General features: G+C 75.9%; 9 protein-coding genes and 2 rRNA genes. 4 read left to right on the top strand and 7 right to left on the bottom strand.

The genetic code is table 11. The features are described 5' to 3' along the window. Window positions 1-9: 9 nt before the first annotated feature. On the bottom strand, window positions 10-1482 hold the full coding sequence (gene eccB / locus AB0O91_RS11690; protein WP_363430484.1) for a type VII secretion protein EccB: 1473 nt from the start codon (window positions 1480-1482) through the stop codon (window positions 10-12). Between the two features lie 91 nt (window positions 1483-1573). After that, on the bottom strand, window positions 1574-2941 hold the full coding sequence (gene eccD, locus AB0O91_RS11685; RefSeq protein WP_363430482.1) for a type VII secretion integral membrane protein EccD: 1368 nt from the start codon (window positions 2939-2941) through the stop codon (window positions 1574-1576). Window positions 2942-3160: 219 nt separating this feature from the next. Here eccD and eccCa point away from each other — a divergent pair, with 219 nt between their 5' ends. The 3 genes from eccCa to AB0O91_RS11670 all read left to right on the top strand — a co-directional run bounded on the left by eccCa (window position 3161) and on the right by AB0O91_RS11670 (window position 11279). Continuing rightward, window positions 3161-7144, top strand: coding sequence for a type VII secretion protein EccCa (eccCa, locus tag AB0O91_RS11680; protein ID WP_363430801.1), 3984 nt, complete (start codon window positions 3161-3163; stop codon window positions 7142-7144). A 210-nt stretch (window positions 7145-7354) separates the two neighbouring features. Next, window positions 7355-10297, top strand: a complete 2943-nt coding sequence (locus tag AB0O91_RS11675; protein ID WP_363430480.1) for a hypothetical protein — start codon at window positions 7355-7357, stop codon at window positions 10295-10297. A gap of 85 nt (window positions 10298-10382) precedes the next feature. Further along, window positions 10383-11279, top strand: coding sequence for a chitosanase (locus AB0O91_RS11670; RefSeq protein WP_363430478.1), 897 nt, complete (start codon window positions 10383-10385; stop codon window positions 11277-11279). Window positions 11280-11345: 66 nt separating this feature from the next. Here the strand turns inward: AB0O91_RS11670 and AB0O91_RS11665 are convergent, their stop codons facing one another. Together AB0O91_RS11665 and AB0O91_RS11660 are read right to left on the bottom strand one after the other, a co-directional pair. After that, window positions 11346-11888 carry a hypothetical protein gene (locus AB0O91_RS11665; protein WP_363430476.1) on the bottom strand — a complete coding sequence of 181 codons (543 nt, stop codon included), beginning with the start codon at window positions 11886-11888 and terminating at the stop codon, window positions 11346-11348. A 34-nt stretch (window positions 11889-11922) separates the two neighbouring features. Continuing rightward, window positions 11923-12615: an LPXTG cell wall anchor domain-containing protein gene (locus AB0O91_RS11660; RefSeq protein WP_363430474.1), complete on the bottom strand. Its 693-nt coding sequence runs from the start codon at window positions 12613-12615 to the stop codon at window positions 11923-11925. A 291-nt stretch (window positions 12616-12906) separates the two neighbouring features. Between AB0O91_RS11660 and AB0O91_RS11655 the strand changes: the two genes are divergently transcribed. Further along, the gene (locus AB0O91_RS11655) at window positions 12907-13563 is read left to right on the top strand and encodes a hypothetical protein (protein WP_363430472.1); all 657 of its coding nucleotides are present in this window, start codon (window positions 12907-12909) and stop codon (window positions 13561-13563) included. Window positions 13564-13697: 134 nt separating this feature from the next. On the opposite strand, the gene AB0O91_RS11650 is transcribed toward AB0O91_RS11655, so the two are convergent. The 3 genes from AB0O91_RS11650 to AB0O91_RS11640 all read right to left on the bottom strand — a co-directional run. After that, window positions 13698-15812: a phosphocholine-specific phospholipase C gene (locus tag AB0O91_RS11650; protein ID WP_363430470.1), complete on the bottom strand. Its 2115-nt coding sequence runs from the start codon at window positions 15810-15812 to the stop codon at window positions 13698-13700. Window positions 15813-16047: 235 nt separating this feature from the next. Further along, a 5S ribosomal RNA gene (gene rrf, locus AB0O91_RS11645) occupies window positions 16048-16164 on the bottom strand. 71 nt (window positions 16165-16235) lie between these two features. Continuing rightward, a 23S ribosomal RNA gene (locus AB0O91_RS11640) occupies window positions 16236-16328 on the bottom strand; the annotation flags it as partial.

The following is a 16328-nucleotide window of genomic DNA, read 5'->3' as shown; positions in this document are numbered from 1 at the left end:
TGCTGCGGTTCAGCTCCCGCAGGGGTTTCCGGCGGCGGTTCCGCCGGTGGTGCCGCCGGGCACGCCGGGGCCCGAAACTCCACCGCCGGCCAGCGCGGCCGGGTCCAGGCTGGGCCCGGTCGGCAGCAGGTCCAGCAGCCGGTGCGGGACGGCGGTCGGCACGCTCTTGGCGTAGCCGAGCTGTTTGACGGCACCGGACGAGGGCAGCGGGTACTTCACCCCGGCGTCGGTGACCAGGTAGAGGGTCGAGCCGGCCCCGGAGCCGGTGGCGGAGACGGCCAGGGCGCCGCCGCCCGGACGGACGGCGATCAGGTCGGCGCCGCCGCAGGCCGGGGCCACACCCGGTTCGACGGCCGGGGGCGCCCCGCCGACACCGTCCGCCAGCGTGAGCGCCACGGTGTCCGGCCCGCTCGCCGGGTGGACCTCGGCACACGGCGCCTGCCGGTCCCCGACCGGCACCGACTGCGGTGGCCGGGGCGGGAGTCCGGCGCCCGCCCAGGCGGCCGCGGTGGCGGCGGGCGCCGCGTGCGCGGCGAGGTCGGCCGGGCCGACCGGGCCGGGGGCGACCACCGCGCCGCCGTAGGCGTCCTGCTGGGTCCGCGGATCGCCCTGGACGAGCCGGAACACCGTGTCGTCCAGCGGCACCAGGCCGTCCCGGGCCAGCAGGTAGTGCTCCCCGCCGGGGCCGGCGAACAGCTGGCCGACCCTGCTGGGCAGGCCCGCCAGCGCCGGCCCGGGCGTGCCCCGGCCGGGCAGCTCGGGGGCCTTGAGGTCCGGCCCGGCCGGCAGGGCGGCCAGGAAGCCGGCCGGCACCGGGCGCGGGGCGGCGGTGGCGTAACCGAGCGCCTGGAGGCCCCCGTCGGCCGCGTCGATCCGCAACCGGTGGCCGCGCCACAGCAGTTGGGGGGCGCCGTCGGGGCCGGCCGCCAGCACCGCCTGGTCGTCGGCGAGCGGTCGGCCGCCGGGCCGCCGACCGACCGACAGCGCCAGCTGCGGTACCGTCCGGCCGCCCTGCTGCGCGGTGACGGCGCAGGCCGACCAGTCGGCCGGGCCCAGGTCGCGTTCGGCCGGCAGCCCGTCCGGGGCGCCGACGATCCCGACCACGGGTCCGCGCGGGGCCCCGGCCAGCGAGGCGGCACTGACCTCGGCGGACCGGAACCGGTCCCCCGCGAGCAGCCGGGCGCTGGCCTGGTTGAGCACCGGGTGCAGCTGCCCCCCGGCGAACAGGTAGCGGGCGCCGCTCTCCTTGACCACCACCAGGGTGCCGGGCTTCTGCCAGCCGGTCGCGCCACCGGGTTTGACCAGCCCGTAGACCCCCACGCCGACACCGACCAGCAACCCGACCGCGAGCCCGACCACGGCGCCGCGGGTGGTCCGGGTGACGGGTGTGTCGGGCGCGTCCGGTTCGCCGCGCAGCATCCCGGAGGAGACCCGGCTCATCACGAACAGGTGGGCCTGCACCTGGTCGCGTCTGGACTGCATACGAGGTCTCCCGGGGTCGGTGGGTCGGTGCGTCGGTGTGTCGGTACGTCAGTACGTCGGCGGCGGCGGTCCGGCGCCGCGGCGGCCCGGGTCAGCCGGAGACGCCCCGCAGCGCGTGGTAGAAGCCGAGCGCCTGGAGGGCGAGCGGCAGCAGCGCGACGGCCGCGAGCGAGTGCAGCAGGTCGGCCGCGCGCCCCCAGTAGGGCAGCAGCCGGCGGCCGGGAACGGTCCAGGCGACCACCAGCAGCGCCGCCGCCACCACCAGCAGCCCCGCCAGCAGCGTCAGCCGGCTCTCCGGCCCGCTCCGCAGCGCGAGCCGCCCGGCCAGCAGCACCAGCCCGTACAGGCCGGGCAGGATCATCCCGAGCCGCTGCCAACGGCTGCCGATCTCCCGGGCGTGCAGCAGGAGCAGCACCGACAGGTCGGCGGCGGTCGCTACCGGCCCCCAGCCGTCGGCGCCGGCCAGCAGGCTCAGACAGCCCGTGCAGGCCAGGCCGATGCTGGTCAGGAGGCCGGTCAGATAGCCGTCGGCGACGTCGCCGCGGGCGAGCACCTCCTCGGCCGGGAACGGCTCGATGTCCTCCTGGAGCTCCTCGGCGTTGCGCGGCAGCGCGGGCAGCCGCAGCCCGGCGAGCTTGAAGGCCAGCCCGGGCGCGAAGCCGCCGAACAGCACGACGGCGCAGGCCAGCACGGCGGCGGAGTGCTCCGGCGGCACGTCCCGGACGGCCATCGCACCGGCGCCCAGCCCGACCACCGCGACCAGCAGGGCGGAGAGGAAGAAGGGGGCCGAGGCGCCGACCGCGGCGAGGGCCAGCACCGCGGCGCCGGCCCCGGCGGAGCCCCCGGCCAGCAGCCGGTCCGCCCCGTCCAGCCCGGGCACCAGCGCCGCCGCGGTGACGGCGTACCCGATCCCGGCGGCCCCCAGCGCGGTGCCCGCACCGGCGTCGCCGACGGTGCGGGCGGCGCCTCCGGCGCCGAACAGCAGCAGCGCGGCGGCGGTCGCGGCGGCGGCGCAGCGGACCCGGTCGGGCCCGGGCAGGAGCAGCAGCGCGATCCCGCCCGCCAGGGCGACCAGGGCGACGGCCACCGCCAGGTGGTGGGTGAGTTCCGGGCGCCAGGAGTCGCGGCGCTCCAGCATGCCGCTGCGCACGCCGTCGACCAGGTCGTCGAAGTGGACCGGGGGCAGCTCGGCGGTGCGCGGGCGCAGGTGGAGCTCCTCGCCGTCGTGCAGCCCGAGCGCCTCCAGGGTGCGCTCCTCGTCGAGGGGTTCGCCGCCGAGCCGCTGGAGCACCCAGCCGGAGTGCTCGCCGCCGGCCTCCGCGGTCTCGGCGCCGGCGTGCGCGAGCACGGCCGGCATCAGGTCGGCGAGGACCACGTCGGACGGTACGGCCAGCTCGAAGGCCGTCCCGGGCGCGCGGAACCTCAGCCTGCACAGGCCGGCCACGACTGCACCACTCATGCTCTGCCACTCCCCGGCCCGCTCGTGCTCCGGCGGTCCGCCGGATTTCCGACCGGCTGTACGTGCGTCCCGGCCGCCGCGGTTCACCCGGGCCGCAGGTCGGTGAACCGCGGCGGGGGCGCGGTCCGTGCGACGGGTCGACAGAGCCGCACGTGTGTGAGGAGAACCCCGTTGAGCCAGGTCGTGGTCGAGCGTCCGCCCCGGCGTTCCGGGCCGGAGATGCCGGACGGGGACATCCAGCTGCAGGAGCCGCCCGGTCTGCCCGAGCCGCAGGGCGGGCTGGCCACGATGCTCACCATGGCGCCGATGGCGCTGAGTTCGCTGTCGATGGTGTTCATCTTCCTCAACCCGAACACCGCCGGCGGCCCGATGACCTACGTCGCGATCGGGATGATGGGCCTGTCCGCCGTCGGCATGCTGGTCACCCAGCTGATCCGGGGCGAGAGCGACCGCAAGCGGCAGCTGCGCGGCGAGCGCCGGGACTACCTGCGCTACCTCTCGCAGATCCGCCGCCAGGTCCGAAGGCACACCGTCAGGCAGCAGCAGGCGCTGGCCTGGCGCCACCCCGAGCCGGCCGCGCTGGCCACCATGGTCGGCAGTTCGCGGCTGTGGGAGCGCCGGGCCGGCCACCCCGACTTCGGCGACGTGCGGATCGCGGTCGGCGCCCAGCGCCTCGCGGTGCGGCTGGCGCCGCTGGCCACCAAGCCGGTCGAGGACCTGGAGCCGCTCTGCGCCCACGCGCTGCGCCGGTTCATCCACGCCTACGGCACGCTCGAGGAGCAGCCGATCGCGGTGCACGTGCGCGGCTACGCCCACGTCCTGCTGCGCGGGCCGGCCGGGCCGGAGCCCGACGGCGGGGCCGCCCCGGACGACACCGGGCCGCAGCGCGCCCTGGCCCGTGCGGTGGTGGCGCAGCTGGCGTTCTTCCACGCCCCGGACGAGCTGCGGATCGCCGTGGTCGCGGGCCCGGAGCGGCGGGCCGACTGGGACTGGCTGAAGTGGCTGCCGCACGCCCTGCACCCGGGCGAGAGCGACGGGGCCGGCCCGGTGCGCCTGGTGGCCGGCTCGTTGGTGGAGCTGGAGCAGCTGCTCGGCAGCGAGTTCGCCGCCCGCGGGCCATGGGAGCCGGACGTCCAGCCCGGCCGCGAGGAGCCGTACACCCTGATCGTGGTCGACGGTGCGGCGCTGCCCCCGACGGGTCGGGCCGCGCTGGCCGGCTACCGCAACGCGACCGTGCTGGACGTGGCCGGCGCCCTGGAGTGGAAGCAAGCCAAGCACCGGCTGCGGCTGCGGATCACCGCGGCCGACGGCCTGGAGCTGGTCGGCTCGGACCGCAACCGCAAGGACAGCGTGACCGCGCTCGGCCGCCCCGACGCCCTCGGCCCGGCCGCCGCCCGGCGCTACGCGGCGACGATGGCCCCCTACCGGCTGGGCAACACCGCCGACGGCGCCGAGCCGCTCGCCACCGACTTCGACCTCACCTCGCTGCTGGGCATCAAGGACCTGCACCGCCACGACGTCCGCCTGGCCTGGTCCGAGCGGCCCGCCGAGCAGCGGCTGCGGGTCCCGCTCGGGCTCGGCTCCGACGGCACCCCGGTGGACCTGGACATCAAGGAGTCCGCCCAGGGCGGCATGGGCCCGCACGGCCTGCTGATCGGCGCGACCGGCTCCGGCAAGTCCGAGCTGCTGCGCACCCTGGTACTGGCCCTGGCGCTGACCCACTCCTCCGAGACGCTGAACTTCGTGCTGGTCGACTTCAAGGGCGGCGCGACCTTCCTCGGCCTGGACCGCCTCCCGCACACCTCCGCCGTGATCACCAACCTGGCCGACGAGGCGGCGCTGGTGGACCGGATGCGCGACGCCCTGCACGGCGAGATGATGCGCCGCCAGGAGCTGCTGCGCTCGGCGGGCAACTACACCTCACTGCTGGACTACGAGGCCGCCCGGGCCTCCGGGGTGCAGCTGGACCCGCTGCCGACGCTGTTCGTGGTGGTCGACGAGTTCTCCGAACTGCTCGCCGCGCACCGCGACTTCATGGAGCTGTTCATCATGATCGGCCGGCTCGGCCGCTCGCTCGGGGTGCACCTGCTGCTCGCCTCCCAGCGCCTGGACGAGGGCCGGATGCACGCCCTGGAGTCCCACCTGTCGTACCGGATCGGCCTGCGGACCTTCTCCGCGATGGAGAGCCGCGGCGTGCTCGGCGTGCCCGACGCGTACCACCTGCCGACCCAGCCCGGCAACGGCATCCTGCGCAGCGACATCTCCACCCTGGACCGCTTCAAGGCCGCGTACGTGTCCGGCCCGTACCGCCGGCAGCGGCCGAGCCCGGCCCGGCAGGCGGCGGTGGCCGGGCAGGTCGTCGCGTACGGCACCGAGTACGTCGCGCCCCGGCAGCAGCCGGTGGCGGCCGGACCCGAGCCGGTCGAGGAGGAGCCGACCCACTCCCTGCTGGAGCTCGCCGCCGAGCGGCTCACCGACGCCGGCCCGCCCGCCTACCGGGTCTGGCTGCCGCCGCTGGACGTGCCGCCCACCCTGGACGAGTTGCTGCCCCCGCTGGCCCCGCACCCCGAGCACGGCCTGACCACCGAGGGCTGGCCGCAGCGCGGCGCCCTGTCGGTGCCGGTCGGCGTGGTGGACCGGCCGTTCCAGCAGATGCGCGACCTGCTCACCGCCGACCTGTCCGGCGCGGGCGGCCACGTCGGCATCGCCGGCGGCCCGCAGAGCGGCAAGAGCAACCTGCTGCGGGCCCTGGTCACCGGGCTGGCGCTCACCCACTCCCCCCGCGAGGTCCAGTTCTACTGCCTGGACTTCGGCGGCGGCGGGCTCTCCGCACTGCGCGGCCTGCCGCACGTCGGCGGGGTCACCGGGCGGCACGACCCCGAGCGGGTCGGCCGGACGATCGCCGAGATCAACGGCATCATCGCGCGCCGCGAGCAGAGCTTCGCCCGCCTCGGCATCGACTCCGCGGCCTCCTTCCGACGGCGCCGCGCGGCCGGCGACCCGGAACTCGCCGACGACCCGCACGGCGACGTGTTCCTGGTCGTGGACGGCTGGAACACCCTGCGCCAGGAGTTCGGCGAACTCGTCCAGGTGCTCGGCCTGATCGCCGGCCGCGGCCTCAACTACGGCGTCCACCTGGTCGTCACCGCGACCCGCTGGGCCGAGGTGACCAGCGCGCTGCGCGACCAGCTCGGCACCAAGTTCGAGCTCCGGCTGGGCGATTCCGTCGACTCGATGATCAACATGCGGGCCGCCGCCACCGTCCCCAAGGTGCCCGGCCGCGGCCTGACCGACGAACAGCTGCACTTCCTCACCGCCCTGCCCCGGATCGACGGCACCGGCGACCCGGACGACCTCGCGGACGGCGTCGCCGACCTGGTCGAGGCCGTCAACGACCACTGGACCGGCCCGCGCGCCCCGCAGGTCCGGATGCTGCCGCTGCTGCTCGACCCCGCCGACCTGCCCGCCCCCGAGGGCCGGCTGCGGATCGCCCTCGGCCTGGAGGACCGCCGGATCTCCCCGCTCTGGCACGACTTCGAGGAGACCCCGCACCTGATGGTGTTCGGCGACAGCGAGACCGGCAAGACCAACCTGCTGCGCCACCTGGTCAACGGCATCACCTCGGCCTACACCCCCGCCGAGGCCAGGATCATGCTGATCGACTTCCGCCGCGGCCTGTTCGACCTCGTCCCGGAGGAGTACCGGCTCGGCTACGCGGTCGCCGTGGACGTGCTCAAGCAGATCGTCCAGGGCGCGGCCCGGGCCATGGAGGGCCGGGTGCCCGGCGAGTCCATCAGCCCCGCCCGGCTGAAGCTGCGCGACTGGTGGACCGGCGCCGAACTGTTCATCCTGGTCGACGACTACGACCTGATCGCGGCCCCGCTCACCGGCCATCCCTTCGCCCCGCTGCTCGACCACCTCGCCCAGGGCACCGAGCTCGGACTGCACCTGATCGTCGCCCGCAGCGCCAACGGCATCGGCCGGAGCATGAGCGACCCGCTGCTGCGCCGCCTCCAGGAGGTCAACACCCCGGCGGTGCTGCTCTCCTGCCCGCCCAGCGAGGGCGTGCTGTTCGGCAACGTCAAGCCCCGCCAGCTCCCGCCCGGCCGGGCCCTGCACATCACCCGCCGGCGCACCGTGCAGCTCCAGACGGCGCTGGTGCCGGAGCCCGCGCCGGAACCGGAGGAGGCCGGGGCGTCCTGAGCCCCGGCCCGGGCGGCGGACGGGCCCCGGGGCGGGGAACGCCCGGTGCCGACGGGCCGGTGAACCGCGGGCCGGGCCCGCGCCGTATAGCTGCCCGGGACCGGCTCGTACGGGTCCCGACGAACGATCAGGGAGGCGTACGCCGATGGCCGAGGTGGAGCCCCGCCCGTCAACCGCCGGGCCCGGGCCGGCCGCCGCCGGGCAGCCGCGATGAGCGCGGCACCGTCCGGGGCGGCCACCGGACCGGCGGCCGGTTCGGCGACCGGACCAGCGGCCGGATCGGCGCTGCGCCGCCGGTTCGGCCGGCGCGGCACCGCACCCGCGGAACCGGACCCGACGGCCGCGCGCCGGACGCCGTCCCGCTCCGTGCTGCGGCCCTTCGGCCCGCACTACGTGATCGCCCCGCGCGAGGTGAGCGACGCCGAACTCTCGACCGCCATGGGCAGCCTGCGCCCGGTCCCGAACGCCCTCGTCGTGGTGGCCGCGGCCGCCGACGCCGCCCCCGTCCTGCGCGAGCAGATGGCCGAACTCGGCCTGATCGCCCGCACCCGCGGCGCGTCCAGCCTCATCCTGGCGGCCTCCGGCCTCGCCGCGCTCGGCCCCGGCGGCCGGCGGCCCGCCGAGGTGGTCGCCGACCGGGCCGGGATCCCGGTGGTCGCCCCCGACGGCCTGGTCTCCGTCCAGCCCGACGGCACCCTCAAGGTGACCGCGCCCGAGGGCTCCCCCGAACCCGCGACCTGGTGGAACTGCCCTCCCGGCGGCCGCCCCCGCCGGCTGCGCGAGACGGTGGAGGCGACCGACCCGGCCCGGGCCCACCCCGACCGGAACACCGCCGAGCACGCCGCCCGGCCGGCGCCCGCCGCGCCCGGCCCGACCGCGCCGCCCGCCTCCGTCGCCGTCCACCGGCTGACCACCGGCTACTGGCTCAGCCACGTCACCGCCTCGCCCGAACCCGCCATGCCCTTCCTGCGGCAGCTCGCCACGCCCCCCGGCACCACCCCGCTGGTGGTCGGCACACCCGCCCACCCCGCGCTCGCCCCGGAGGAGTTCGCCGACGCCGCGCTCTCCCTGCCGACCGGCACCGACCAGCTGGTGGTCAGCGCACCCTGGGCGGACCCGGGCGCCCTCGCCGTCCTGTCCGGCACCCTGGCGGAGCGGCTCGGCCGGCCCGTGCACGCCTCGGTCGGCCTCCCGGTCGTGCACGACGGCGTCCACACCGCCCGGATGCTCGACCACCGCGGCGCCACCACCTGGGAGCCGTACCTGCTCCGGCTCACCTCGACCGGTCGCCAGGACACCGTCAGCGCGGCCTGGCGCAACGGCGGCGCCGCCTGGCGGACGGTCGGCCCGGCGGTGTTCCACGCCTTCCCGTTCTGGTGCCTGGAGGCCGTCCCGGCCGGACTCTGGCTGCGCCCCGAACCGCCGTACGCCTGGGCGCCGCGGCTGCTGCGCCCCGATCCGGCCCGGCCCCTGCTCGTGGTCGGCGAACGGGACCGGCTGATCACCCACGACACCTGGGAGCAACTCTCCGCGCTGCTCGACCAGTTGCCGGCCCCGGGGGTCCGCGGCTTCGGGCTGCTGCTGCACGGCCTGGTCGACGCCGCCTCCGAGAGCAGCGCCCGGTTCTTCGCCCGGATGCACGGGCTGGTGTGGCTCAACCCGCCCGCCCGCGCGCTCGGCGGCCGGCCCGGCGCTCCCGCCGGTCCGGCGCCCGCCCTGCCCACGTCCTACGCGGTGGGCGGCGCCGGCGCGCCGTCGGTGCCGGCCGCGCCGCAGCGGACGCCGCTGCCGGCGGGCGCGGGCACCGGCGGGGGTACGGGCTTCGTGACCGGGCCGGTCGCACCGGCCGCCCCGGCGATCCCCGTCTCCGCGTCCGTCCCCACCTCCGTTCCCGCGCCCGTCCCCACCTCCGCCGACCCGGACCTGCTCCCGCCCCCGGCTCCCCCCGCCGGGCTCGCCACCAGCAGCGGCGCGACCCCGCTGGGCGGTCCGGCCGGGCCCGCACCGGCCACCGCCCCGGGCCGGTCGGCCGCCGGGGCCGCGACGACGGCCGCCGCCCCGGCCGGGACTCCCGCCGCCCCGGCGGTGGCCGCCGAACCGGCCGTCCCCGCGCCGGAGTCGGCCGAGGAGCCGGAGCCGCCGGTCACAACGCCCGTCGCAGCGCCCGTCACAGCGCCCGTGGAAGCGCCCGTACCGGAGCCCGACGAAGCCGCGACCCGCCCGGCATCCGAGGCGATCGAGGCGGCCGAGCCGCCCGCGGTGGTGCCCGAGGTGCCGGAGGCGTCCGAGGCGCCCACCGTCCCGGCCGCTCCCCCGCCCCTCGCCCTCGCCGCCCGCTACTTCGGCGCGGCCGACGCCCTGCCGCTCCCCGCGGTCAGCGGCGCCGCCGACCGGGACGCCTTCCGCGCCCTGCTCGGCGACCAGTACCAGCGCGGCGCCGGACGGGTCGAACCCGCCGTGACCCGGCTGCCGGGCCTGCGCTCGACCGGTCGGGACGACTTCAAGCCCGACCTGGTCGCCGTCCTGCTGCACCACGAGGGCGCGGACGTGCCCGCCGGGCGGGACGCGGTGGTCGCCGAGGCCCGCAGCGGCACCCCCGGTCCGCTCGCCCCGTACTTCGCCTGCCTGGCCTCCGGCCTGCGGCGGCTGCCGAGCCACCACGGCGCGGTGCTGCTCGGCGCCGACCTCCCGCCGGAGGTGCTGGAGGCGTACCCGCCCGGGCTGGTCCTGGTGGAGCCGGCCCCGGTCACCGGCCTGTCCTCGCCCGCGGCCGAACTCGGCACCGCGGTCGAGTTCGTGGTCTGGTCGACGACCGGGCGCCGGACGACCGTCTTCGGGGCCGACGGCGAGGTCCCGCAGGTCGCCTTCGCCCCGGGCACCGGCTTCACCGTGGTCGACACCGTCCCCGGCGACGGCGCGGCCCGGCCCGCCCGGGTGCTGCTGCGCGAGACCGGTACCCCCGCCCCGACCGGGCCGGACCCCGAACGGGACCGCAGCGCCGGGGACCGGCTGCGGGCCTGGCTGGAGCGCCGGGACCAGGTGGCCCCGGCCGACCGCCGGGCGGTCGCCCGCCCGGAGCGCTTCCGGCTGACCCCGGGCGCGGCCCTGCCCGCCCCGGGGCCCGAACTCCCCTCCGTCCCCGCCGGGGCCTGACCGGCCGAGAACCGGCCGACGAGCGCCTCCTCCCGCACCGACCGCCGTATCCGCCCCACTCGCCGCACTCGACCCCGGAGCCCGCATGCCGCCCGCCCACTCCCGCCCCTCCCGGCCGAAGGCCCTGCACATCGCCACGGCCGCCGTGCTGATCACCGCCGTCACCGCGAGCGTGGCCAGCGCCCGCCCGCACCGCACCACCCAACCCCTGCCGTCCGCCGCCGGGTCCCCGAGCGCCACCGCCGACCCGGGCGCGTCCTCCGGCGCGTCCGCCGGCCTGAACGACCCCCGGATGAAGGACATCGCCCAGCAACTGGTGTCCAGCGCCGAGAACTCCTCGCTGAAGTGGCAGGCCCAGTTCGCGTACATCGAGGACATCAAGGACGGCCGCGGCTACACCGGCGGCATCATCGGCTTCTGCTCGGGCACCGGCGACATGCTCGACCTGGTGAAGCACTACGAGCAGCTCAAGCCGGGCAACCCGCTCAGCAGGTACCTTCCGGCGCTGCAGAAGGTGAACGGCTCCGCCTCGCACGCCGGGCTGGACCCGGACTTCGTCTCCGACTGGAAGAAGGCCGCCGAGGACCCGGCCTTCCAGCAGGCCCAGACCGACGAGCGGGACCGCGTCTACTTCAACCCGGCCGTCATGCAGGCCCAGACCGACGGCCTGCACGCCCTCGGGCAGTTCGCCTACTACGACGCGATCGTCATGCACGGCCCCGGCGACGAGCCGGTGAGCTTCGGCGGCATCCGCGCGGCGGCGATGAAGAAGGCCAGGACCCCTGCCCAGGGCGGCGACGAGAAGACCTACCTCGCGGCCTTCCTCGACGCCCGCCGGGCCGCGATGAAGACCGAGGCCGCCCACGAGGAGACCGACCGGGTGGACACCGAGCAGGAGGTGTTCCTGCGCGCGGGCAACCTCGACCTCCACACCCCGCTGGTCTGGAAGGTCTACGGCGAGTCGTTCCACATCGACAACTGACGGCCCGGCCACGCACAGCGGGGCGGTTGCTCGCGCAACCGCCCCGCTCCGTCCGCTCCCGGCGGATCACCGGCCGGGCGTCACCGGACCTGACCTGACCACCGCCGGGGCCGGCGCCGCCGCCGGTGCGGAACCCCGGCCGGAGCCCGAACCGGCGCCCCGACCGGTGCCCGGGCCGGAGAGCGGCCCGGACGCCGGACCGGAACTGGTGCGCACCAGCGGCGTGGCGGCCGGACCGATCGCCTCCGCCCCGGCCGCGGCCCGGCGCGGTGCCTCGGCACCGAGCGCCGCCAACCGCAGCACGAGGTTGCGCGGGGCGTCCGATCGCGGGTGCTCCGCCCAGTAGCAGTCCCGCGCCCGGACCTCCCGGGTGCGGCGGCCGCCCACGACGGTCACCGGCCCGGGCACCACCTCGACGTCCGGCCGCCAGCCGCGCCCGGGCCACAGGTGCTCCGGCCGCAGCTCCCAGGTGTCCGCGTCGACGACCAGGGACTCCCCCGCCACGCCGGCCAGCACCTGCACCCCGTACGGGGTGCGGACCACCACCCGCTGGTCGAAGTCGGCGTCCTTGCCGACCACCGTGATCCGCCACGCCCCGTCCACGAACATCCCGGTCTCCCCTCCCGCGTCCGCCGACCGGCCGTCAGGCCTTGCGGCGGGCCGAGACCCGGCGGGCGGCCAGGACGAGCCCGGCGCCGGCGGCCAGGGTGGCCGCGCCGGCCACCGCGAGGGTGGTGTTGCCGCCGCCACCGGTCTGGGCGAGGACGGGCCCGGCGCTCGGGCTCGCCGAGGCCTCCGCCGTGACGGAGGGCGAGCCGGAGGGCTGCGCGGCGGGCGAGGACGGCGTGCCCGACGGGGTCGCCGAGGGGCTGCCGCTCGGCGACGGCGTCACCGACCGGCTGGCCGTCGGGGTCGCCGGCACGGACGGCGTCGCCGGCTGGGACGGGGTGACCGGCGGGGTCGGGGTGGCCGGCTGGGACGGCGTCGCGGACGGGCAGAGCGGCACATCGGCGATGTGCTTGTCGACGTGGGTGTCCGCCAGGGTGTACCGCCAGTCGTCCCCGTGGCCGGAGTAGCCGACGGTCACCTTGACCGTCTTGTGCGCACCGATCTTCCCTCGGTGCACCTCGGTGCCGCCGATCTGGCTGAGGGTGTAGTCGCCCTCGTCCTTGTAGTTGTTGCCGAGGACCAGCTCGACGTGACCGGCGTCCGGCCGACAGCCGACCGTCAGCGAGGCGTCGCTCGGGTTCCAGGCGAAGGCCTGCCCGGTCCCGGCCAGGGCCAGGGCGGCGACCGCGCCACCGGTGACCGCGGCAGCGCGCCGTACGTGCTTCATCTGTGCATCTCCTCGGAGGGTTCAGGGAGTTCATGGGCCTCGAAGGCCGCCCGGGCGCCCCGTCCGTGGGAAGCGGAGGACGCCCGAGGCGGCGGCGGACGGCCGCAGCGGGCCGTCGTCGTCAAGTACGGCCCGCGCCCTCCCCCGGGTTCATTTCCGGTCCCCGGCCGGGCCCCGGGCAGCCGGCTCCGCACACCGGCACCGATTTGTGACGTGGCCCTGCCTAGTTCGTTCCCGCCCCACTGTGATGGGATGGGGCCAAGGAGTGACGATCGCAGGTGGGGGTGTGTGATGCGGAGCGGACGACTGCTCGGACTGGACGGGGACGCGGCGCGACTGGCTGCGGTGGGGCTGGTCCGGCTGGCGGCCCGGGAGTGGCTGGGCGAGACGGGCGGGACGCCCGCCTGGGTGGGCGGTCTACGGGCGGCCTCGTTCGCGGACGCCTGGCTGTCGTTCGGCGACGCCCCCGCGCCCGGGCTGCGGGTGCCGGCCTCCACGGTGCTGCCCGCCCTGGCCGAGCAGGCCGCCGAACTGCTGCTGCGCTCCCGCGCGGAGGACGGGCCGGCGGCACTGCAATGGCTCGGGCAGCGCTCGGCCGAGGCTCGCGAGCAGGCCGCCCGGGAGGGCGTGAGCCACCCGGCCGAGCCGTGCGCGCTGACCCTGGTGTGGCACGGGGTGCAGGCACTGGTCGCCGGGGACGGGCCGTCCCACCGGGCCCGGATCGAGGACCGGGTCGAGGCCTACGTCCGGGAGCGGCACCGCCGCCAGGACACCCTCGCCCTGGTCCTCGACTGCGCCCGGATCGCCGCCGCCGCGCTGGTGGAGCTCAGCGAGGGCGACCCGGGCCAGGTGGACGGCCGGCTGGAGGGCGACGCGGCGCGCGCCATGCCGCGCGGCGGCCCCGTCCCGCTCTGGGTGCCGGGCCGGCCCTGGCAGCCCGCGGGCTAGCCGAAGCCGCCGAACGCCCGTGGCCCCCGGCGGAGTTGCCGGGGCCCACGGGCCGGGTCGACCTCGGGACGAACCTCAGGACGAGCCTCGGGACGACGGAACGGACCTCAGGACGGACGGTCCGCCGGGCGTGGTCAGCGCGGGCCGGGGTCGCTGGTGCCCGGGCGGCCGTTCTCGACGTGTCCGGCCCAGCGGCGGCGGAACGCCGGTCCGTCGGTCGCGGTGACGCTGACGTCGTACCAGCGGCTGTCGCTGCTGCCCAGGTCGAAGGTGAACCGGACGTCGTCGCCGGGGCGGAGGGTGCGGCCCTGCTTGGCCGCGCCCTTGGTGTAGGCGTTCGCGGCGGTGACCGTGCGGGTGGTGTCCCCGTGGTTGGAGACGGTCACCCGCACCTTGTTCTTCGCGGGCTCAAAGCGGGCGACCAGGCCGCCCACCGTCTTGCCCTCGAACTCCTGCACCGAGCCGTTCGGCCCGTGGGCGACGAGGTGGTAGCCGCCGTCGACCAGCGGCCAGTGGTCCTCGAAGCTGTCACCGGCCGAGATGGCGTACCGGCGCGGGGCTCCCGTCGGCGCCTTCCGGTCGTAGACGTAGAGCCAGCCACCGGCCGAGCCCTGGTTGTCCAGGTTGAGCTGGAAAATCGTCGCGTCGTCGGTCTCGTCCTCGTTGACCCGCAGGTCGTACGGGAGCGCGCGGGCCGGGCGGGTGCCCGGCTCCTGGGTGGGCATCTGCTGCGGCAGCGGCACCTGGTAGGGCTTGCCCTGCGAGACGATCGGCGCGGGCACCGGTATCGAGACCCGCTTCGGGTCGGCACCGGAGAAGTCGAGGGCCGAGGTGAGGTCACCGCACACCGCGCGGCGCCAGGCGCTGATGTTGGGCTCCTCGATGCCGAACCGGGCCTCCAGGAACCGCAGCACCGAGGTGTGGTCGAAGGTCTCCGAGCAGACCCAACCACCGCGCGACCACGGGGAGATGACCAGCATCGGTACCCGCGGGCCGAGACCGATCGGCTGCATCCCGCCCCGGTCCGCGCCGGGCACCAGCGGGCTCATCTCCCCCGGGTGCTTGGCCAGGTCCAGCAGTTCGTCGGCGAGGCTGGCCTCCAGGTCCGTGGAGACCATGCCCTGGCCGCCCGGACGGCTGACCACCGGCGGCATCGGCGGGACGACGTGGTCGAACAGGCCGTCGTTCTCGTCGTAGTTGATGAGGAAGACGGTCCGGCCCCAGACCTCGGGGTTGGAGGTGAGCGCGTCCAGCACCAGGTTGATGTAGTACGCACCGTCGGTGGGCGTGGCGGACGGGTGCTCGCTGTACTTGTACGGCGGGACGATCCAGGAGACCTGCGGCAGCCGGCCCTGCTGGACGTCCGCCCGGAACTCCTTGAGCGTGTGGTCCGTCGCGCCCTTCTCCACCAGCGGGCCGGACGCGCCCTCCGCGACCTGGTACCGCTCGAAGAACATCAGCGAGTTGTCGGTGTAGTTGTCCGTCGGGGTGCCCGGCTCGCCGGAACCGCCCTGGTACAGCTTCCAGCTGACCCCGGCGTCCTCCAGCCGCTCCGGGTAGGTGGTCCAGGTGTAGCCGTTCTTGTTGTTGCGCTCCTCCAGGCCGGGCCCGTTGGGCTTGCGGCCGTAGACGTTGCGCGGGTCGCTGGTGCCGGTCCAGAGGTAGATCCGGTTGGGCGCGGTGTCGGCGTGGACGGAACAGAAGTACGAGTCGCAGAGGGTGAAGGCGTCGGCCAGGGCGAAGTGGTACTGGAGGTCCTGGCGCTTGAGGTGACCCATCGTCATGACGTCCTGCTTCTGGTTCACCCACTGGTCGTGGCGCCCCTCGTTCCAGGCGAGGTGGCCGCTGCTCCAGCCGTGGTCCGTGCCGGCCTGGTACTCGGTGGTGTTCTTCGGGTCGATGTACCAGGGCAGCACCTCCTTCTCGGAGGCGGGCAGACCGCGGTCGTGGTAGCGCCCGGTCTTCACCGCGGCGGCGGGCTGGTGCCAGTTCGGCCGACCGTCCGGCAGCGCCGTGGGGCGCGGGTCGCCGAACCCGCGAACACCGCGGAGGGTGCCGAAGTAGTGGTCGAAGGAACGGTTCTCCTGCATCAGGATGACGACGTGTTCGACGTCCTTGAGGGAACGCGTCCTGCTGATCGCGGGCAGGGCCAGCGCCTTGCTGACCGCGGGCGGAAACGCCCCGAGGCCGGCGGCGGCCGCGGACGCGCCGCCCAGCTGGAGGAACCGACGCCTGTCGATGGAGGCCACGGTGATGTCCTTCCCAGTCGTGCACTGCTTGGGGGTAGCGGGGAAGGCTCGAACATAGGCATCGCAGACGGGGCGTACACAGTCCTCCAGCGAACGCCGCGTGAGTTTTCGGCCAACTGTTGTCCAGCCAACTTCCGCTCCGGGCAGCGGAGTCCGGCCGGCGCGGCGCCCCGGCCGTCCGGGAACGCGAAAAGCCCCCGCCCGGTTCACCCGGCGGGGGCTTTTCTGAATGATTGTTCGGCGGCGTCCTACTCTCCCACAGGGTCCCCCCTGCAGTACCATCGGCGCTGTGAGGCTTAGCTTCCGGGTTCGGAATGTAACCGGGCGTTTCCCTCACGCTATGACCACCGAAACACTATGAAACTGTCGACCCGCCGGCAGGGCGGTCGTTGTTTCAGAACAACACAGTGGACGCGAGCAACTGAGGACAAGCCCTCGGCCTATTAGTACCGGTCAACTCCACCCCTCACAGGGCTTCCATATCCGGCCTATCAACCCAGTCGTCTACTGGGAGCC

It is taken from the genome of Kitasatospora sp. NPDC089797, from assembly GCF_040684795.1.
Classification (GTDB): domain Bacteria; phylum Actinomycetota; class Actinomycetes; order Streptomycetales; family Streptomycetaceae; genus Kitasatospora.
The sequence above is the reverse complement of the archived record's forward strand: the minus strand, read 5'-3'. Positions and strand labels throughout refer to the sequence as shown.